The sequence below is a fragment of the Magnetofaba australis IT-1 genome, from assembly GCF_002109495.1.
GTDB lineage: Bacteria > Pseudomonadota > Magnetococcia > Magnetococcales > Magnetococcaceae > Magnetofaba > Magnetofaba australis.
The window spans coordinates 366,743-386,378 of sequence record NZ_LVJN01000021.1 but is presented as its reverse complement, the minus strand read 5'-3'; the positions used below and the strand labels follow the sequence as shown (position 1 = coordinate 386,378).

Annotated in this window: 21 protein-coding genes; 12 read left to right on the top strand and 9 right to left on the bottom strand. The window is 57.7% G+C overall.

Going from position 1 to position 19,636, the window contains the following annotated elements; genetic code table 11:
* Positions 1 to 40 precede the first annotated feature (40 nt).
* The 6 genes from MAIT1_RS20345 to MAIT1_RS21695 all read left to right on the top strand — a co-directional run bounded on the left by MAIT1_RS20345 (position 41) and on the right by MAIT1_RS21695 (position 5,977).
* The gene (locus MAIT1_RS20345; RefSeq protein WP_085446869.1) at positions 41 to 322 is read left to right on the top strand and encodes a type II toxin-antitoxin system RelE/ParE family toxin; all 282 of its coding nucleotides are present in this window, start codon (positions 41 to 43) and stop codon (positions 320 to 322) included.
* A 6-nt stretch (positions 323 to 328) separates the two neighbouring features.
* Entirely contained in the window at positions 329 to 631 is a 303-nt protein-coding gene (locus MAIT1_RS20340) for a HigA family addiction module antitoxin (protein ID WP_085446868.1), read from the top strand.
* A gap of 30 nt (positions 632 to 661) precedes the next feature.
* The gene (locus MAIT1_RS20335; protein ID WP_085446867.1) at positions 662 to 1,561 is read left to right on the top strand and encodes an NAD(P)-dependent oxidoreductase; all 900 of its coding nucleotides are present in this window, start codon (positions 662 to 664) and stop codon (positions 1,559 to 1,561) included.
* Between the two features lie 424 nt (positions 1,562 to 1,985).
* Positions 1,986 to 3,341 (top strand): dGTP triphosphohydrolase, encoded by a 1,356-nt coding sequence (gene dgt / locus MAIT1_RS20325; protein WP_085446865.1) that lies wholly within the window; start codon positions 1,986 to 1,988, stop codon positions 3,339 to 3,341.
* 17 nt (positions 3,342 to 3,358) lie between these two features.
* Positions 3,359 to 4,489 (top strand): glycosyltransferase, encoded by a 1,131-nt coding sequence (locus MAIT1_RS20320; RefSeq protein ID WP_158089655.1) that lies wholly within the window; start codon positions 3,359 to 3,361, stop codon positions 4,487 to 4,489.
* Positions 4,490 to 4,885: 396 nt separating this feature from the next.
* Complete coding sequence (locus MAIT1_RS21695; protein ID WP_143814985.1) at positions 4,886 to 5,977, top strand: hypothetical protein; 1,092 nt, start codon at positions 4,886 to 4,888, stop codon at positions 5,975 to 5,977.
* Between the two features lie 189 nt (positions 5,978 to 6,166).
* On the opposite strand, the gene MAIT1_RS20315 is transcribed toward MAIT1_RS21695, so the two are convergent.
* The 3 genes from MAIT1_RS20315 to MAIT1_RS20305 form a co-directional block, all read right to left on the bottom strand.
* Positions 6,167 to 6,905 (bottom strand): IS1 family transposase gene (locus MAIT1_RS20315; protein ID WP_414673634.1). Its coding sequence is split into 2 segments (ribosomal slippage): positions 6,167 to 6,607 and positions 6,609 to 6,905, totalling 738 coding nucleotides; the frame shifts between segments, so codons are not numbered across the junction.
* A gap of 77 nt (positions 6,906 to 6,982) precedes the next feature.
* Entirely contained in the window at positions 6,983 to 8,224 is a 1,242-nt protein-coding gene (locus tag MAIT1_RS21690) for a hypothetical protein (protein WP_143814984.1), read from the bottom strand.
* A gap of 15 nt (positions 8,225 to 8,239) precedes the next feature.
* Positions 8,240 to 8,854, bottom strand: a complete 615-nt coding sequence (locus MAIT1_RS20305) for a tyrosine-type recombinase/integrase (protein WP_085446862.1) — start codon at positions 8,852 to 8,854, stop codon at positions 8,240 to 8,242.
* An 84-nt stretch (positions 8,855 to 8,938) separates the two neighbouring features.
* Between MAIT1_RS20305 and MAIT1_RS20300 the strand changes: the two genes are divergently transcribed.
* Both MAIT1_RS20300 and MAIT1_RS20295 read left to right on the top strand, forming a co-directional pair.
* The gene (locus tag MAIT1_RS20300; RefSeq protein WP_085440272.1) at positions 8,939 to 9,241 is read left to right on the top strand and encodes a transposase; all 303 of its coding nucleotides are present in this window, start codon (positions 8,939 to 8,941) and stop codon (positions 9,239 to 9,241) included.
* An 11-nt stretch (positions 9,242 to 9,252) separates the two neighbouring features.
* A complete protein-coding gene (locus tag MAIT1_RS20295) occupies positions 9,253 to 10,236 on the top strand; it encodes an IS3 family transposase (RefSeq protein WP_198947775.1) in 984 nt (327 codons plus the stop codon).
* Between the two features lie 24 nt (positions 10,237 to 10,260).
* On the opposite strand, the gene MAIT1_RS20290 is transcribed toward MAIT1_RS20295, so the two are convergent.
* From MAIT1_RS20290 to MAIT1_RS20270, 5 genes are all read right to left on the bottom strand, one after another.
* Positions 10,261 to 10,620 (bottom strand): tyrosine-type recombinase/integrase, encoded by a 360-nt coding sequence (locus MAIT1_RS20290; protein ID WP_085446861.1) that lies wholly within the window; start codon positions 10,618 to 10,620, stop codon positions 10,261 to 10,263.
* A gap of 183 nt (positions 10,621 to 10,803) precedes the next feature.
* A complete protein-coding gene (locus MAIT1_RS20285) occupies positions 10,804 to 11,148 on the bottom strand; it encodes a hypothetical protein (protein ID WP_143814983.1) in 345 nt (114 codons plus the stop codon).
* 48 nt (positions 11,149 to 11,196) lie between these two features.
* Complete coding sequence (locus MAIT1_RS20280) at positions 11,197 to 11,691, bottom strand: hypothetical protein (protein ID WP_143814982.1); 495 nt, start codon at positions 11,689 to 11,691, stop codon at positions 11,197 to 11,199.
* A gap of 41 nt (positions 11,692 to 11,732) precedes the next feature.
* Entirely contained in the window at positions 11,733 to 12,524 is a 792-nt protein-coding gene (locus MAIT1_RS20275) for a substrate-binding periplasmic protein (protein ID WP_085446855.1), read from the bottom strand.
* Between the two features lie 102 nt (positions 12,525 to 12,626).
* Positions 12,627 to 13,127: a DUF1643 domain-containing protein gene (locus MAIT1_RS20270; RefSeq protein ID WP_085446853.1), complete on the bottom strand. Its 501-nt coding sequence runs from the start codon at positions 13,125 to 13,127 to the stop codon at positions 12,627 to 12,629.
* A gap of 216 nt (positions 13,128 to 13,343) precedes the next feature.
* Between MAIT1_RS20270 and MAIT1_RS20265 the strand changes: the two genes are divergently transcribed.
* The 4 genes from MAIT1_RS20265 to MAIT1_RS20250 all read left to right on the top strand — a co-directional run bounded on the left by MAIT1_RS20265 (position 13,344) and on the right by MAIT1_RS20250 (position 18,563).
* The gene (locus MAIT1_RS20265) at positions 13,344 to 16,175 is read left to right on the top strand and encodes an SPOR domain-containing protein (protein WP_158089654.1); all 2,832 of its coding nucleotides are present in this window, start codon (positions 13,344 to 13,346) and stop codon (positions 16,173 to 16,175) included.
* 140 nt (positions 16,176 to 16,315) lie between these two features.
* Complete coding sequence (locus tag MAIT1_RS20260; protein ID WP_085446849.1) at positions 16,316 to 16,627, top strand: LapA family protein; 312 nt, start codon at positions 16,316 to 16,318, stop codon at positions 16,625 to 16,627.
* Between the two features lie 10 nt (positions 16,628 to 16,637).
* On the top strand, positions 16,638 to 17,834 hold the full coding sequence (locus tag MAIT1_RS20255; protein WP_085446847.1) for a tetratricopeptide repeat protein: 1,197 nt from the start codon (positions 16,638 to 16,640) through the stop codon (positions 17,832 to 17,834).
* A gap of 102 nt (positions 17,835 to 17,936) precedes the next feature.
* The gene (locus tag MAIT1_RS20250) at positions 17,937 to 18,563 is read left to right on the top strand and encodes a DUF2062 domain-containing protein (RefSeq protein WP_158089653.1); all 627 of its coding nucleotides are present in this window, start codon (positions 17,937 to 17,939) and stop codon (positions 18,561 to 18,563) included.
* 539 nt (positions 18,564 to 19,102) lie between these two features.
* Here the strand turns inward: MAIT1_RS20250 and MAIT1_RS20245 are convergent.
* Positions 19,103 to 19,306: a hypothetical protein gene (locus MAIT1_RS20245; protein WP_085446844.1), complete on the bottom strand. Its 204-nt coding sequence runs from the start codon at positions 19,304 to 19,306 to the stop codon at positions 19,103 to 19,105.
* Positions 19,307 to 19,636 lie beyond the last annotated feature (330 nt).

Below are 19,636 nucleotides of genomic sequence, written 5' to 3'. Positions count from 1 at the left end.
TATCGATACACGATATTATCGTCATGCGATATAATCTGCCATGATCAAGTCATTCCGCTGCAAAGAGACGCAAAAGCTGTTTCACATGCAGCGTACGGGCAAAGCGCCCGCCACGATCAAGCAAACCGCTCTGCGCAAACTGAAAATGCTGGATAGCGCAGGGGATTTGAATGATTTGCGTATTCCGCCCGCCAATCGATTGGAAGCGTTGAGCGGTGACCGTCAAGGGCAACACAGCATTCGAATCAATCAGCAGTGGCGGATCTGTTTTTGTTGGCGCAATGGCGATGCTTATGATGTCGAGATCGTGGACTACCATTGAGGAGAGATGATGGATCGCGACCCCGATTTGAAGCCAGTCCATCCCGGCGAAGTGCTTAAAGAGGATTTTTTGCAGCCCATGGGCATCAGTCAGAATCGTTTGGCGCTGGCGATTCATGTGCAACCCATACGCATTAGTGAGATTGTGCGCGGCAAACGCGCCATCACAGCGGATACCGCTTTGCGATTTGGGCGATTCTTTGGCACGACGGCGGATTTTTGGATGCGTTTGCAAGCGGCGTATGATGTGGATGTGGCGCGGTTTGAGATGGATGAAACGCTGCAAAACATCGAGCCACACGCTGCATAGACGGATGAAAAATCAGAGGGTGAAACAGAGATGAGCGGCACAGGCAAAGCGGGATTCATCGGGCTGGGCATCATGGGCGCGCCCATGGCGCGCAATGCGCACAAGGCGGGATTCGAGATCCAGGTGTGGAACCGTTCGGCCCAGCGCAGCGCACCTTTTCAGCGTGATGGCATAACGGTATCCGAGTCGCCCATGGCGCTGGCGCAGTGGGCCGATCAGGTGGTGATCATGGTCACCGATCCGGCGGCGCTGCTGGCGGTAATCGACGCCCCGAACGGCGTGGCGGCGGGCGACCTCAATGGCAAGACCATCCTCAACGCCTCCACCGTCTCGGTGGAGGCGACGCAGGAGGCGGCCAAACGGGTGCAAGCGGCTGGCGGACGGTTTCTGGACGTACCGGTGTCGGGGAGTAAAGTCCCGGCGGAGACGGCGCAGTTGGTGTTTCTGGCGGGGGGCGAGGCGGCGGATATCGATGCGGCGCGCCCGCTGCTGGATGCGTTGGGCAAGACCACGGTGCATTGCGGCGCCATTGGCGACGGCACGCGCATGAAGTTGGCCATCAATCTGATGTTGGCCAACCTCATCAACGGGCTGTGCGAGTCGCTGGCGCTGACGCGCAAGATGGGATTGCCTGCGCAGATGTTCATTGATGCGCTCAATAGCGGGGTGATGGCGTCGCCGCTACTGAGCATGAAGGGGAGTGCGTTGATGGCGCGGGATTTTGCGCCGCACTTTCCGTTGTCGCTAGTGGCCAAGGATATGGACTTGATCGTGGAGGAGGCGCGCAAGCAGGGCGCGGAGCTGCCAGGCGCGCAGGCGGTGCGGGACGCCTACGCCAAAGCGATGGAGAGGGGCTTGGGTGACTTGGACTTGGCGGCGTTGATGCGGAGCATCGAGCAGGACGCTGGGTTAGAGTCTGGCGCGGAGTAAAAGTGTTTGTGGGAAAGAGGTCGGGCCCAAGGTGACTATGGGCCTCCGGCTGGCCGGAGGCGGGGTCTGGGGTCCGCGACCCCAGCGGGTCCAGGGCGGCGCCCTGGCGGGTGTCGGGCAGAGCCCGACCGGGGTTTGGGGCAGCGCCCCAATATCTTTGATCTTCAAGCCGTTTCCCCTTGAGCAGAGGCGAGCCATTCCGGAGTGGATTGAGAGCCTGGGCGTGTGAAGCGGGTACGCAGGCAAACGAGGAAACGGCGGTGAGCAGGCCCCGCAGGGGCCGTCGTCCGCAGGGCGGCGAATGCCGTAAGCCACAATCTGGCGCAGAGTGAAAATGTGTGTGTGACAAGGCGTGTTTTCCCCTAATATAACCGTCACACAGTAACGATATTTCAAGAGTCATCCGATCTGCTGGAAATCCATTATGATGCAGTGGGAAACCCTTCTGAGCCTGAAACGCAGCGGTCGCACGGCAAGCAGCTCCAGCGATCCGCGCCACCCGTTCGAAGTGGACCTGGATCGCATCACCTTCGCCGCCGCCTTCCGCCGTCTAAAAGACAAAACCCAGGTCCATGCGCTGCCGGACAACGACCATGTGCGCAATCGCCTGACCCACAGCATTGAAACCGCCTCGGTGGGACGTTCGTTGGGCGTGCAGGTGGGGCAGGAGATCGGCAAGCGCCACCCGCACTTGCGCGCAGAGTACGCTGCGCCCTACTTCGGCCATGTGGTGCAAGCCGCCTGCCTGGCCCACGATATCGGCAATCCGCCGTTCGGCCATGCGGGGGAGTCGGCGATTCAAACCTGGTTCGCGCAGCGGCGGCAAGAGGCGTGGTTTGCCGCTCTGAACCCCCCGCAACAGGCCGATCTGCTCCAATTCGAAGGCAATGCGCAGGGGTTTCGCCTGTTGACCCAACTGGAGATGGGTCGCCGTAAAGGGGGCTTGCGCCTGACTCACGGGGTGCTGGGGGCGTTTACCAAATATCCGCGTCCGGCGTTGGCGCAAGTTAACGCCGCGGAGCGCTGGGACGCCGGGGCCAAACGCAAGAACGGCTTTTTTCAGAGCGAACAAACGCAGATGGCGGAGGTCGCCGAAAGCTGCGGCATGATCACAGCCGACGCCGATGCGCCGCGCTGGCGACGTCATCCGCTGGCTTATCTGATGGAGGCCGCCGACGACATCACCTATGGGGTGATCGACCTGGAGGATGGGGTGGAGTTGGGGCTGATCCCGCCCTGGGAGGCCATCACCGTACTGACAGAGATCGCCCAACCGAAATTCGACATGAAGGGTGGGCCTTTGGAGAGAGTGCGCACGCTGCGCGCTATGGCCATGGGTCAACTCAACGAGGCCGCCGCGCAAACCTTTGTGGATCATGAGTCCGAACTGTTGGCCGGTCAATTTCACGGCGGATTAATGGACGCCTCGCCACTGGCCGAACCCCTGCGCGCCGCTGGCCAGTTGGCCCGGGATCGCCTCTACATGGCCGAGCCGGTGGCGCTGAAGGTGGCCGCCGGACAGCGGGTGATTCAAGGCTTGCTGGAGATCTTCCAACCGGTGGTGATCGCGCTGCATGCCGCCCAATGGGAAACGGCGGCGTTGGATTCGCAACATCGCTATCTGGCCGCGCTGCTGGACGCCGAAACTCTGACGACGCTCCGGGGTGCGCCCACTGTCAACTCCTATGAGGCGCTGCTGTTCCTCACCGATTTTCTCTCCGGCATGAGCGATAAACAGGCGCTGCGTCTGTACCGCAGACTCAACGGCATCGATGTCTAACCCGTGTGAGCCAGATGATGACCGCTCCTGACACAACACCCGCCAAAGCGCCGCGCATCGCGTTCTTTCTGCCCTCTCTGAGTTGGGGCGGCGCGGAACATGTGTTCGCCATGTTGGCCAATGACCACGTCGCTCAAGGCGCGCAGGTCACTATGGTCGCCTGCACAGTGGATGGTCCGTGGTTGGAGTTGCTGGATCCGCGCATTGCGGTGGTCAATCTCAATGTGCCGCAGATCCGTCACGCGCCGCGTCCGCTGCGGCGTTGGTTGAAGGAGAACCCGCAGGATAGCGTGATCTCGTGTATGACCCACGCCAATATCATGCTGCTGCTGGCAGTGCTCTATCCCACTCGTTTGCCGGTGCGCTGCTATGTGCAGGAGGTGGCGCTGCTCACCGTGGGGCGCGCCCATCGCGCGCGTTCGGAACAGGTGATGCGCTGGATCATCCGCTGGCTCTACCCCAAAGCCGACGGCGTGCTGGTGGTCTCCGACGCCATCGCCGATGAACTGGCCGCCGACCGCGGCAAGCCGCTGCACAACGTAATCTCTCTACCCAATCCACTGGACTTTGCAGCCATCGAAAACAAAGCCGCCGCACCTGTGGATCACCCATGGCTCGGGGGGGATGACGGACCAATCCTGCTGGCGGTGGGGCGATTGGCGCCGGAAAAGGATTTCTCCACTCTGCTGCACGCCTTTGCGCAACTGCGCGCAACGCAACACAGAGCGCGTCTGATCATTCTGGGTGAGGGGCCATTGCGTGAGGAGCTGACGGGATTATGTCATGAGCTTGGCATCGCAGAAGCAGTGGATCTGCACGGTTTCTGCGACAATCCCTATGCCTATATGAGCCGCTGCGACCTGTTTGTGGTCTCCTCGATAGCCGAGGGCTTCTCACTGGTTCTTGTCGAGGCGATGCGCTGCGGCTGTCGTATCGTTACCACCGATTGTGGTCCGCGCCCGCGGGAGTTTCTGGATAATGGGCGCTTGGGACAGATCACCCCGCCAGGCGACATAGCGGCAATGGCCAGCGCCATGCAAATGGCGCTAGATGCGTCACATGATGCGAAAATTCTGCGCGATGCAGTGGCGGATTTTGACATCGCGCAGGTGGCGCAAAGGTATCTGGCGGTGTATGGAGGCAATTGAGAGGGAATAAGAACCTCTAACGAAAAATGCACCTGTTCGCTCCAGCAGCGCTTCGTCGGTTCTTCACTCCCCACCGACAGAAAGGATGCTGTGCTACGCGGGTCGGCAAGGCGCCTCTGGGCCGTACAGATGGACTCTTTTATGAGTGTTTCTATGAAATAGGTTCACTTCGGTGTGACTGGATTAACACAATAAATTTGTTTACATGTGGGAATAGAAACAGATAATATGCACTGAATGATAACAGAAAGCTTAGCAATGCGAAAACGAATCGCAAATGGTTGTCCGGTTGTCAATTGACACGCTATATGCACAACCATACAATAAATCCCACACTATGTGATAACTGAGAATTATCCGCAAACGAGCAGTTTGCCTTCTCAGCGGATAATTCGAATGTCAAACGAGCACAAAGGATATGAGATGCATCATAATCCATATTTGAAGAAAAATGTTTGTGTTGTCTACCAATATGTTCCAGGAAACCGAGCTTCTCAAGTTTGGTATCATCAATGGGGAATTAATGTCATGGCCTTTCTTGGAGAAGGCTTTGAATCCCTTGGTATGAATGTAAAATATATTGATATTGAGACATTTATTGGGAGCCCTTCAGTCGCTCTCAAAAATATTGATTATTCAGTAAATCTGATTTGCGGAAATAAAAACATTTCATTGTGGGCGCTCGTTCCTTCCATATCCTATTGGTATAACGTTATTCCAATGCCCAACAGAACAGAAGCAATGATTGCTGGCGAGAGAAAAGATACAGCAAATTTAATAGCGACAAAAGTGGGGTTTTCATGCCCTGAATGGGCAACAGATATTGGTGATCTAGATCAATCAATCCGTACAATTGTCAAAAAGCCTAGAGATTATGGCAGCAGCTCAGGATTGGAAATCGGCGAGATTAGAGACTTTAAAGACCATAAGAAGAATGATATTGAATATATATACCAAGAATTTGTAGAGGGAATAGATGTTACTATTCCAATTCTCTATAGCGATATACACAAAACGTATCTTTGCGGGCACGGTGTCGCATTCATTCCCGATGCTGATGCGGCGTGGGTATTAGATAGTGGTGCAAAATCAATAAATAGAGTCGGTATTGTACCAGAATCCATCACTAAAGTTTATTATACAGTTCCAAAGGAAATCGTTAATAAGATAAACAAATTAATGATATTCCTAGGTAATTCGTCTGTTGGCCGCATAGATTTCAGAGTCAGGCTGAAACCATCCAGTACAATCTATGATGCAACGCTAGACGAATATAATTTCATAGAAATCAATCCGACTCCTACAATGAATGCAAAGAGCGATTTTGTTGGCGGGATCGAGAGTGCTCTTGCCGATAGTGAAAGTGAGATTTACTCATATGCAGTAGAGACAACAGCTGAAACTGGAGTGGATATGAGCAGACCTTGTTCAATAGTAGCCTATACTATGCTAAAGTATGCGGAGATCACATCCAATGGAAATGAATAATTGGAAATAGTAATGTTTTGTGGATAAAGTCGCCTCTTGGCCCTGTAAATCTTCCTCTTCTTTTATTATATATCTCAGAATTAGCCAAAAAATCCACCATTGTCTGCTCGCCTTGTACAACAGATAGGTATTCCATAAAATTCGCTGATTCTAGATATCTAATGGGTAGTGGCTCCGTTTAGCTGATCACTATATTTCCAGACCAAACTCGTAGCGGTTGATAAACAGGCCAATGACCGTGTCGTGCATCACCTCGCATTTGGAGAAGCAGATGGTCTTTCTGGCCAGTCGCTTGATGCGAGTGCGCCAAGTCAGATGCTTGCGCTCAATACGCTGAGTGTTGCGCTTGCCCACGAAATGATTTGGGGCCAATGGGACGCGATGGTAAGCGCCCCAATCATCGGTAAACAGGTTGGCGATGCCAAAAGGCTCCAGCAGTTTACGCAGCTCTTTGAGCACAGCATCTTTCCGAGTTCCGAAGACATATGCCAGGACGCGGCCTGACTGGCGTTCGATGGCATGCCAAATCCATCGAGGGTTGGCCTTGCTGCCGACATAGGACCACATTTCATCAGCTTCTGCTTGATCAACCCGAACCACGTCGACCGGCGTATCGGAAGCCAGTTCAGCCAGAAGTGGAAGATTCACCTGTGAGATTCCGGTGTTTTTTTATCTCTCGGGTGATGGTGTTGCGCCCGACACCCAGGACGCGAGAGGTGTCACGAATCCCAGCGCCGTTAAGAGTCATCTCAAGGATTTGACGTTTTACCTCTGGTTGACGCCCTTTGTGGGTGTAGGTCGTTTGGAAATAGCGGCGTTTACAGTCTGGATTGTCGCAGCGGAAGCGCGGCTTCCCATTGGACTGTTTTCCATTCTTTACAACGTTTTGGCTTCCACATTCTGGGCAATGCACGGTAATCATGGCCATCTGTTTTCTCCACTATCCATGTGAGAACGATGGCCAAATCCATGCAAGTTTTATACAAAATCAGCTAAACGGAGCCACTACCCTTTATATTTACCATTAACTAAGTATGCGGTTCCTGCGTTATTCGCTACAGTTGATAAACGATCAAGATAGGGAACCTGCGATGTGGAGAAATCCACCAATTCTGAAAAGGCGTCTAAGTCAACGTGCTTCGTCCCAAGCTGATTGAGCAATTTATTATTCTGGCAATAGATATAAGATTCACTCTCATCACGCTCTCTGAAATATTGCGCTGCTTTTGAAACCAAGTCCCCTGTTTGTGAACTGTATCCAGAAATAAGATGAGATAATCGGAAACAGTGTGATTTAAGATTCTCATTTTCGAGAAACTCTGCGATCGCCAGGCTATTGTCAATACCTTCTGTGAAGCTTTCATCTATATATGAAATCCAAAGATTAATTACGGCTTTAAGAGAGAGAAGGTATCGAATCTGATAATCCGCTTTCATGTATTCCTTGGCGATATCAAGCTTCTTTAGAAGCCCTATCGCGACAGGCAGCGCACCAAATTTGTTTCCATTATTATCGTACGATTTAATGCTCAGACTTTCTGCGGCGAGGCGCTGTATGATAACCTCTGAGGTGTGATGTATAAACTCAGTTGTATCTAGTGAAATACTATCGAAGTCACACGCCGTGTAAGAATGTGACATAAAATTTTTTGTAAAACTTGTTATGTCGCCAGCTTTTGAAATTATCTTGGTCGCTTCATGTCGCCAGCTTTTAGTCTGCCCGAGAGGATGAACAATAATATTATTATTCAGCTTATGCATATCCTCTTTCAAAGACAGGCTCTCACTTTTCGGCTCAAATATCATAATTGGCCTGGAATCATACGGCATCTCAGTATAAAGAGATGCAAGTTTTGCAATTTGTGTTGGGTGAATTTTATCTTCTTTAATATAGAGAATGCTACTGCCTTGCTCTTGGTTATCGCTTGGTTTTCTATTCGAAGATACTTTGCTGACCGACACAGAAAAATCTTTGTAAGAAAATTTAAGAGGCTGGAGAATTATTGAAATTCCTTCTGCCAATGTACTAAATGCTTTTTCATAACGGATTCTTCTGTATGCTTGATTAGTATGTTGTTCGAGACTATCAGAATCTTGAATTATTGTAAGGTAAGATCGATTTCTCTTAAAGAAATCATTGAGAGTCCCTCGGGACATCTCTTTAGAACAGACATAAATTGGGAAATCTGTATCTAATGGATCTGGAGTAAATATCGACGACTCTTTATCTGTTAGTTTGACATTCATGATAATTCTCAGTTATCACATAGCGGCTTCCAGTCGTAGGCGGGCTCCGGCTCGGGTCAGGACATCACGCAAACTGTTATCCGTCACTTGTGTATAGATCTGCGTTGTCGCAATGCTCTGATGGCCTAAGAGTTTCTGTACAAAGCGGATGTCAACGCCCGCTTCGATCAAATGGGTTGCGGCTGAATGTCGCAGCATGTGCGGGGTGATGTGACGGGTGAGACCAGCGGCTTTGGCCTGTTGAGCAAGCTTGGAGCGGATATGCGCGGGACCAGCGCCATGCCCTTGTGAGGTCACCAGCAATGCTGATGAGTCGGTGCGGCGAAACTGCTTCGAGAGTGTGATATAGGCAGTGAGCAGGCGCCAAGTGGTGTCACTGGTCATGAATACCTTACGCTCCCGGCTCCCCTTGCCAAAAATTGTGATTATCCCTTGTGCGATATCCACATCCTCCAACGTTATTGAACACAATTCCCCCACACGTACACCGGTCTCAAAGAGAAGCTCAATGGCTGTATAAATAGTCAATGCTGAGAAGCGAGTTGATGAAATACACTCACTTATCGGTGTGTTAATTGAGTCCGGCGATCCAGCGCATTGGCTGCGACTGTAATCAAGCAGACGCTTCATCTCTGCGCGACTCAAGTGTTTCGGTTCAGTTGGAAAATGACAAACAAGCCGTTTATAATGTGTAGATAATAAGCGGAGGTTTGTATGGAACGGAAGAAGCGGAGATTTACGGCTGAGCAGAAGGTAGGCTATGTGCGCCGTCACCTGGTCGAGAAGGTGGTTCTCTCGGATCTGTGTGACGAGGCGGGCATTCAGCCCAGCCAGTACTATCGCTGGCAAAAGGCTTTGTTTGAGAATGGCGAAGCGGCTTTGGCTGACAAACGCGGCCAAAAGGCTCGTGATCGACAGATTGCCGAACTAGAAGCGAAGTTGGCAACCAAAAATGAGGTTATGTCCGAGCTTCTTGAGGCGCATGTTGCGCTAAAAAAAAGTCTTGGGGTGAGCTGAACGGCTGCTGGGTGGAGCCGGACATACGGGATTCGGTGGTGGATTTCGTGGCGTCTTGGTCAGACAAGAGCGAAATCGACACGAGCCGGATTATCAACTGGATAGGCGTGCAAAGGGGCAAGTTCTATTCATGGCGCAAGCGCTATGGAATGGTTAACGACCACAATGGCCGTATTCCCCGAGATTTTTGGCTGGACGATTGGGAGAGGGAAGCGATTGTCGCCTTTTTCCATGAACATCCGTCAGAGGGCTATCGGCGTCTGACCTACATGATGCTGGATGCAGGCGTGGTGGCGGTCAGCCCCTCTTCAGTGCTGCGTGTGCTCAGAACTGCCGGGCTGATGCGTCGTTGGAGCCCACCGCCCTCGCAGAAGGGCACAGGGTTCAAACAGCCTTCGGAGCCGCATAAACACTGGCATGTGGACATCTCCTATCTGAATATCCAGGGGACGTTCTACTATCTGTGCAGTGTCCTGGATGGATGTAGCAGGTTTATCCTCCACTGGGAGATTCGTGAGTCGATGAAGGAAGATGAGGTTGAAGTGGTCCTGCTCCGAGCTCAGGAGGCCTATCCGGAAGCTAAGCCGCGGCTGATCTCAGACAATGGGCCGCAGTTCGTTGCCAACGATTTTAAGGCGTTCATCCGGGAATCCGGCATGACGCATGTGAGGACTTCGCCTTACTATCCGCAGAGCAACGGAAAGCTGGAGCGTTTTCACGGTAGTTTGAAGCGTGAGTGCATTCGGCCTCAGACGCCATTATCGCTGGAAGATGCCCAGCGGGTTGTGGGAAAGTACGTCGAGCATTACAACACCCGGCGGCTCCATAGCGCCATCGACTACGTCACCCCACAGGATCGCCTGGAAGGGCGGCATGTGCAGATCCTGGCCGAACGAGATCAAAAGCTTGAGGCGGCCAGAGAACGGCGTCGGACGACGTACCAAAAGCAGTCTTTTCAGCCATCCCAAAAAATGGCTGAAAAGGCGAACGGCTAACTGATATTTTGGCTTAGGCGGTTGTCATGTTTCCGCTGAACCAGCACACAAGCTCTTAGGGAGAAGATGAGGCGTTTTAATGGCAATAGACATTTTGTGGAATGGATTATCAGCTAACTCTTCAACCTCTAACCAACGGAACATCGCTTTAACACAGGCAACACGACGTTTAATACTGCTGGCTTTTAACTGTTTCACATCTTGGAGATAAGTCAGGAATTGTCGGATAGCGTCGCGATCACACGTGATGAGCGCACGCTCTGATCCAAGGCAGGCGAGAAAATCATTTAAGTCAATTGTGTAAGCAGCGAGAGTCTTTTCAGAAAGTTTTTTGCCGTAGCGGCAATGTTGAAGAAACATCTGTGTAATGTGTTGCAAGGTCATATCGGATCTCCTGCGCTTCGCCGTAAGGGCGCAGAGTCATCCGCATCGACAATATCGTGTGGATGAGCGCCGCGACGACGGATTGGACGTCAAGGCGGCGCTTTGCAAGAGACGTACACAAGTTAATTGGAGTTGCCGCAGCGGGAAGATAGTAAGCCGTGCGACAGTGGATGAGCGGCGGTCTTAGATGTCAAAGCGCGGGCGAAAACGCGGCGTGGTCTCGGCGACGGGTTTGGGCACGACTTCGGCAATTTGAGCAAGGATCTCCTCTTTGCGCGTCGCCTCCAAACCCAGCTCATCCAGCTTCTGCTGGATATCCGGCCAAAACGCCAGATCGGTGCCGAACAGGAACTTCATCTCTTGGCCCGGGCTCTCCTCCACAATCACCCGCCCCAATGGCAACACCTGCTCCACCACGCGTTCGCCTTCACTCTCCTCCCACGCCAGACTCACGGTCAGTTGATGACTGCGATTGGGGTAGGTGGCTTGATGAAAGCCTTGGGATTGACGACTCCAACGAATTTCCATCTTCACCATTTCCGATTGGCGGCGCGACGCGCGTGACGCGTCTCACAGTTACAGACAGCGCGGCAGCAACTTGGCGTTGCGTTTGCGCATTTGCGGCAGAACATCGGCGATATTTTCAGATTGGACAGGCCACTGATCATAAAATTCACGCAAAATGGTGGCCGCGGAAACCTTGCCGCGCTGGTGGAAGTAGTGCAGGCGTGAGCCATGTAATGTTGCGATCCAATCGCCATACTCATCACGGTGAACAGTGGCGCGAATTTCGATAAAGGGTCGATTGAGCACCGGAGTCTTGGGCGAAACGCGTTGGGGAGAGTATGGCGGCAACGGCGGACGAAAATGCGGCGGCCAGGAGATGAAGCGCCAGCGTGCGCCCGCCTGACGCGCGAGCACCTGGCCAATGGGTGCGTCCAATTGTGCGCAGAAATGTTGCTCCAGAGCCTGCGTATCGGCTGCGTTGGGCGTAAAAACCTGACAAATGTAATAGAACGGCGGACGGCGCCACACATCCCAGACGATGCATCCGCCCAGCCATGCCGTCACGCCCAGACCCACAATGGTCCAGGGGCTGGATCGGGCGCGTTTCATCGGATCCAACGCTGCACCAAGGCGTCGAACGCGCCTTGCGCGAGCAGTCGATTGAGAGTGGCGTCGAACTGTTGCGTCAGGGCGGCGTCGGTGCGTTGGCGCGAAAAGGCCAGATAGACAGGCGCTTTGGCCAGCAGGGGATCCAATTGGCGCAAACGCCCATACACGCCTTGATGCTTGGCGCTATATCGCACCATGACGTTCTCAAAGGCGATGAGATCCAGCTTGCCATCGGCCAGTGCGGTGACCATGTCGTCGGGCTCATCCCACTCGCTCACCGTAAACAAATCGGACTCCGCCGCACGGTCGAACAGCGGCGCCACCCGGGCCAAGCGGATGCGGCCGATGGTCAACCCGCTCAGACTCTCCATATTGCCGTTCCAGGGCGGCGCCTTTTGGTAGCGTTGGGCAAACAGCGCCATGCGAAAACGGGTTAACGGCGTGCTGGGGAAACGCAGCCATTTGCGGCGGTCGGGCGACTCCATGCAGGGGAACACGGCGTCGGCTTGACCCGCCTGGATGGCCTGCAACGCCTCGGGCCAACTGCTGACGATCACCCGGCTGCGAATTCCCATGAACGAAAGCGTGCGCTGGACCAGCGTGACAAGAATGCCATCGGGCCCTTCATCACCCTGCGGCGCCTGACTGAAAGGGGGCACGTGCAGCGTGCGCAGGGTCAACACATCCGCCACTGAAGCGGGCGCAGCGGACGCTTCGGCCCAGGCGTCGTGGCGGGCCATAGAGAGGAACAGGCCGCATCCCAGCGCGATGGCGATCAGGAGACGCATGATCAGACTTTCAAAATGAATGCGGCTGAGCGCTCATATGAAAATGGCGCATCGCCCTGCAATACTCCTTTGACCCTAACGGATATTGAAATACCCGGCAAATCATTTTGCAGGCGGCAATGGACGCGGTTGCAGATCTTTGCGCTGATAGAGCGGGTGCACCGGTTCGCCGGAGCGATTGAGATTGAGGCAATACAGGGGGATGCGCGCCCGTTCCAGCAGAGCCCGCACCTCATCGGAGCGTTGCAGGTGCTGGGCGTGATTGCCCCACGCCGCCACCACCCGTTGCGCCATGCGCGCAGCGGTGAGGATCGCCTGGTTGTTACCCGGGCCCACTGGGTTGGCGAACGCCTTCATGCGCGCCGGATCGGTGGCGCGGTAGGCGAACACATTGGTCACCAGCATGGTTCCATAGCCCCAGGCGCGGGCGTAGCGTTCGCAGCGCTCCACGGTGGGGTCGTTTTTGGCTTCGTCGGCGGTGCTGGGGTTGAGCAGCAGAAAATTGATCACTGGGGCCTGCTCGTCCCACACGCGCCAGAGCAGCGTGCGCCAGGTGCGGCAAGCGGAGAAGTGGGCGCCGGTGCGCAGCCAACCAGAGGACATGAGAGTGCGCTCCCCAATGCGGAGGGTGTGAAGCGAAGGATAAATGGATGACCTCCCCATGCGGCGGAGGCGGCGAGCAGAATATAGCACGCTTCTTGCAGTATGCCCACCGGCGTCCCCATCCACTCAGGTGGTTGCAACGAACACCGATGGGCGCGCTGGGCGAACTCTGTTTTCGCCGAGTGTCATTGTCGCAACGAAGGAGCGCTGCGCATCATGGTCATGGAACTGGGCGCAAAGGTCGTCGAAGACCGCTATATCATTGAGAAACTTCTGGGAGAAGGCCCCCTGGGCGCGACCTATCTGGCGCGCGATTCGGTGGCCGACGCCCTGGCGGTGATCAAAACCATTCCTGAAGATCTCACCGCCGACACCGATATCTTCACCGAATTCAAACGCCACTATCATCTCACTCGCGCGTTGGAACATCCGGTGTTGCATGTGGGCGCCAGCCATCTGTTTGACGGCGCCGCCAATCTGCATCTGCTGGTGATCCCCTATGCCCCCGGGATCAATCTGCGCCAAAGCCTCAAGCAGGAGCCCGGCGGCGTGCTGCCCCTGGCCGAAACCCTGCGCATCGCCCGCCATCTGGCCGAGGGTCTGGATCACGCCCACGCCCAAGGGGTGGTTCATCGCAGCATCAAGCCGGAGAACGTGATTCTGGGTGAAGATGGCGAGGCGCGGCTGCTCGATACGCTGCTGGCCTACGCCATGCGCTATCAGATGCGTCTGCATGGCGAATGCCTCTCCGACGCCTGCCTGGCCGGGGCCACCCCCTATACCCCGCCTGAAGAGCTGCTGCTGCGTTCGGAGAACGATCAGCAGGGGTGGGAGCGGGAGCTGGACGTCTTCTTCAATCAGTTCGGCATGCGCGCCCTGGGCGCCCCGCCGGAGGCGGCGGGGGACATCTACGCCCTGGCGGTGCTGCTGCATGAGATGCTCACCGGCGAGCCGCCCATGAGCGTGGCCGATCTGTTCTATCAATGGCCCAACCCCCCTGCGGAACTCACCCCCGAAGGCGGACCGCTGAGCGCCGCGCAACGGGCGGTGTTCAATCGCGCCCTGGCGTGGGATCCGGCGGCGCGCTTCGCCACCGCCGGAGAGTTTGTGCAAGCGCTGGCCAAAGCCCCCGCCTATGCCGATACCGCGCCCGCCGAACCCGCTACGGAACCGCTGCGGACGGCCCCGGTGGAGACCGCTGCCGAGCGCGTGGAGCCCGCGTTGGGGATGAGCCCTGACGCCGAAGCGTCCGCCAGCGACGACGCCACGCCAAGCGCAGAAGCGGATAGCGCAGAGGAGAGCGCCGCCAGCGCGCCGGAGTCGGCTGAGAAGTCTGCGCCGGAAGAGAAGAGGAGCGCCCCGGCGGCGTTCGCCACCGACTCCTTCCCGGTCAGCCGCGATGCGCCGCTGCTTACTCCCAATGAGGCCGATCCCGGTCGCAAGCGCATGCGCACCTGGGCCATCGCTGCGGGCGCGGTGTTGGGACTGGGGGTGCTGTGGCTGCTGTTTGGCGGCGAAACGCGTCCACCGCGCCAGATTGCCGAAACCTTGACGCCCGCCAGCGCGCCGTCGTCCGCTCCGGCGGCCCACAGCGGCGGCACGTTTGACCAGATGGAGAACGAAGCGGCGCTGGAGCATCTGCGCGAACAGCTGCGCGCCACCGAAGAGCGTGAGTTCCAGGCCCAGCAGGCGTTGAGCGCCGCCGAGCGCAAAAGCGAGCAGTTGCAGGAGGCGTTGAACGACGTGCGCGCCGCGCAGCCCAAACGTGAACCCTCCACCGAAGAGATCATCGCCAACGTCGAGGCGCAGGCGCGCATCGAGGAGTTGGAGGCGGAGTTGGCGCAGATGCGCCGGGGACAGACGCGGGTGGAGACGCTACAGACGCAGTTGCGGCAGGCGCAACAACAGGTGGCCGATCTGACAGTGCGTCTGCATGATGGGAAAGGCGCCCCGGCGGCGACGCCGAAACCCCTGGTCCCCGACGAGGAGCCGATTGCCGCCGCGCCCGTGGTCGCCGACATCGAACCGGCGCAGCCGCCGATTCCGCCGAAGACTACGGCTCCGCGGGCGGCGGGCGAGCGCGCCTTGGCCCCGGCGGCTCGCGCCACCGCGCCCAGCCCCAACCGTTACGTGATTCAGGTGGCCGCACATCCCGATGTGGAGGGCGCGCGACGGGAGCTGGCGCGTTTGAGCGCCCAGCGCTTCGACGGCTATCGTCTGCCGCTCTATATCGGCGTGGGTCAGGTCAATGGCGCCGAGGTCTACCGCGTGCGCTTTGGTCCCTTCGCCAATCGTCCCACCGCCGACCGCTTCTCCGCCATTATCCGCGCGGCGGGACTGGCCAACTGGGTGATGAACTTCCAACCCGATGAGCCCACCCCCAGCGGCGCTTCGGCGCTGCAGGCGGCGCGCCGCTCTCTACCCGCCGCGGTGCAAACCGTGGCCGCGCCTCAACCTGTTGCAGCGCCTGCGACGCCGACCGCTCAGGCGCAAGCGGCGCCGACAGCGGGTCAAGAGCGCGGCTGGGCGGTGCAGGTGGGCGCATTCACCAACCCCGCCAGCGCCCGCGAGGCGTTGCAGGGGGTGCGGCAACTGCGATGGAAGGCTGCGCCCATGCCGGGATTCCATCAGCAGGCCACCGTCAATGGGGTGCTGTTCCATCGCGTGCGCATCGGCCCCTTCGCCAGTCGTGAAGAGGCCGATGAGTTGGCCAGCTATCTGCTCACACAGAGCGACTACGATGCCCTGGTGACCACTCAGCGCGGCGCGCCGGAACCGCTGCCCGCCACGGCGGGCGCTGGTTACGCGGTGCAGTTGGGCGCCTTCACCTCTCCCGGCAACGCCGAGTTGGTGCAAGCGCGATTGGCCCAGCGCGCCGAGGCCGCCGGATTGGCGTTCTTCCAACGCATCGAAGGAGCGGGTGATCAGCGTCTGACGCGGCTGCTGATTGGCCCCTTCGCCGCCCGCGCCGCCGCAGAGCGGGCGCGCCAGGATTTGGCGGATCTGCCCGATGCGGCCAACAGCGTGGTGGTGGCGGTGGCGCCCTGATCCGGCAAAACCTGCTGCTGCGCTTGCGTTGCCGCGCAACATCGGTCATGGTCATCGCCAGATGGGGCGCTGCGTTCCTTCCCGCTTGATTCCGTTATTCCGCTCACTGCCCGCGCTCTGATGAAAGGCGCCCGCACGCTATGTCCCGCTCCTGGCTCAATCCCCTGGTGTTGACGCTGCTGCTGCTGCTGGCGGCGCGCGCAGTGCTGGGCGACGGCGCCCAGGCGGTGGTGCGTCTGAGCGCCCATGATCCAGGATTCGCCGCGCCGTTGTGGGGCTTGGTGTTCGCCATTGCGCTGTGCGGTTTTTTGCTGGGCGCGGCGGTCACCTGGGCCGCCGGTCGACGCCAACGCCAACGCTACGCCGAGGCGTGTCGTCGTTGCGAACTGCTGGAGCGGGAGCTGACCTCCCTGCGCAACCTGCCGCTGGACGCCCCAGCGGAGAGACCTTAGGGGGCGCGCCGTGGATCCATTGACGCTGCTGGTGCAGTGGGCGCCGTGGCTGGCGCTGGCGCTGGTGATCTTCGGCGTGGGCTATCGCTTTGGCCGCGATGAGCGCGCGCAATCCCGCGACTACGCCAATCTCTCGCCCAGCGAACGCGGCGCAGATTACGCCTATCGCGGCTTGAACTTCCTCCTCAGCGATGAACCCGACAAAGCCATCGAAGCGTTCACCCAGGCGGTGCGCATCGACTCGGAGACGGTGGAGATCTACCTCTCCCTGGGCAGTCTGTTCCGCGCCCGCGGCGAAGTGGGCCGCGCCATTCGCATCCATCAGAGCATCATTGCGCGGCAGAATCTTTCGCGTCCCACCCGCATCGCCGCGCAGTTCGGTTTGGCGGAGGATTTCCGTCTGGGCGGTTTTGTGGACCGCGCGGTGGAGGCGTATCACGCGGTGCTGGAGCAGGATCCCGGGCATGAGAAGGCGTTGGCCGCCTTGCAGGGGCTGCACGAGAGCGAGAGCCGCTGGGAGAGCGCGCTGGAGAGCCTCAAACGGCTGCATAAAACCACCGGCAAAGCGGATATCAAACGCGAAGCGCACCTGCGTTGGAAACTCGCGCGCCAAGCTCTGCGTCAAAACAGCCAGGAGGCGCGCAATCTGGCCCGCGAGCAGTTGCGTGAGGCGATCCGCATCCACCCCGGCTGCGTGGAGGCGACCCGCGCGTTGGCGCAGATGGCCATGCAGCAGGGGCAACCCAAGCAGGCGGTGGAGCTGTTGGGGGCGTTGCAGCAGAACCGTCCCACGCTGTTCCATCTGGCGCTGGAGGATCTGCAACAGGCCTATGCGGCGCTGGGGGAGAGCGCGGCGTTTGCGCAACGCATGACCGAGGCCGCCCGCGCGGCCCATGCGCCGCTGTCGCTGATGCGCGCTTGGAGCCGATTGCTGGAGCAGCAGGGCCGCAACGACGAGGCCATGGCGTTGCTGGAGGAGGCGTTACAGCGCTACCCGGCTTCGGCTGCGGCGGCCAAGCGCTATGTGCAATTCTGCTTGGAGCAGGCCGATTGGCGCCGCGCCGCTGAGGCGGGCGCCGCCTGCGTGGAGGCGGTGGCGGCGGCGGGTCGACAGTATCAGTGTGGACAGTGTGGGTTCGAATCCCGCGAGATCTATTGGAAGTGCCCGCAGTGCCACCATTGGGACGCCATGGAGCCATTGGCGTAGGCAGCGGGCGCGGGATCTGCTAGAATCCTCTCCCCGTCGCCGGTCTGTACATGGCGGGCTGACGACGGTACGCGCGACTTGCGGCAAGCGGGGGTGACTGGAGTGGCGGCGGACGACGACAATAAAAAACGTAACTGGAAGCACTACTTACGCTATCAGTTTATCCGCCTGTTACGGCTGGCGGAGCATCCGCATCAGATCGCTCTGGGGGTGGCCTGGGGCGTGTTCATCTCGTTTACCCCGTACATCGGTTTTCACCTCATCGGCGCTGCGCTGCTGTGCGTCTTCTTCGGCGGCTCCAAAATCGCCGCCTGGATCGGCACTCTGGTCGGCAATCCCGCTACCTTCCCGTTCTTCTTCTGGGCCGACTTCAAACTGGGCGTGATCATGCTGGGACGCGGCTCCGAGCACGTCAGCGGTTTGGAGGCGATCACCGAGTTTGTCAACACCCTCATCGACCTGGCCGGTAAATTAATGAGTTGGGATGGCATGGTCGCCGTCTGGCATGGCGACTGGGCCTTTATTCTGCCGCTCACCGGCCGCGACGTGCTGCTGGATACGGTGTTGACCATCACCGCCGGCGGCATGGTGTTCGGCCCTCTCTCCGGCGCCCTGTTCTACTGGCTCACCTATCGCTCCATCACCCTGACCCGGCATCAGCGCACCCAGCGCATGGAGAAGGCCCGCGCCCGCCACCGCTCCTGGAAGCTGGAGCGCCAGGAGGGGTGAGGGGGAGACATTGGCGCCCAACGGTGACCGTTAGGAAGCTGTAGAGATATCGAGGGCTGCGCCCTCGAGCTCCCAACAGCGAGAGTACGACGAAGCCAGAATCGAACAGTCTGGTTTTGGATAATGAAAGATATCGAGGGCTTTGCCCTCGAGCTCCCAACAACCAAACCGTGGGGCGCCGCCCCACACCCCGCTGGGGGCGCGGCCCCCAGACCCCGCCTCCGGCCAGCCGGAGGCCAATAGTCAGCGCCAGATCAACCAGCGTCACGCAAACACTTTGCTGTTGGGGAATGTGTTGATGTTGAAAGATATCGAGGGCTTTGCCCTCGAGCTCCCAAAGACCACACCGTGGGCGCTGCCCACACCCGCTGGGGGCGCGGCCCCCAGACCCCGCCTCCGGCCAGCCGGAGGCCAATAGTCAGCGCAAGACCAACCAGCGTCACGCAAACATTGAACGCTGATTCCCGAAACAACAAAAAAAACGCCGCGCAGCTCCAGCCTGCGCGGCGTTTTTTTCATCTCCCAGGGGGCATTTCGAATCAGGCGAGGCTTTTTTCGGTAATCAGCATTTTGCCGCGACCAATATTAGAGTCCATCTTCAGAATCACGCGCCCATGGTGGGGGTGGTCGGCAATGCGCACAATCATCCCTTCGTCGTTGGAGGCCGGGCCCAGACGGCCCTGTTCGCGCAGCGCATCCACCAACGTCTCAAAATCACCATGGTCCAGATCAATGGATTTCATCTCGCTCTCTCCCGTGTCAAGCAAATGAATGACTGCCATAACCATAATGCCCCCTATACAGAAAATAAATCAGAAAATGAGAATACGGTGATTTTTACATGTCAAAGATGGGATTCAAACAACCGGAATAGGTCGCATTTGCAATCATTGCGTTGCAAATCCTGCAGATAGCTGTGCGAAACCAAAACGGCCAATGTGTGCGTGACACTGGTTGGTCTTGCGCTGACTATTGGCCGCCGACTGGTCGGCGGCGGGGTCTGGGGGCCGCGCCCCCAGCGGGGTTTGGGGCGGCGCCCCACGATTTGGCAGGATTGCCAAATCGGACTCGCG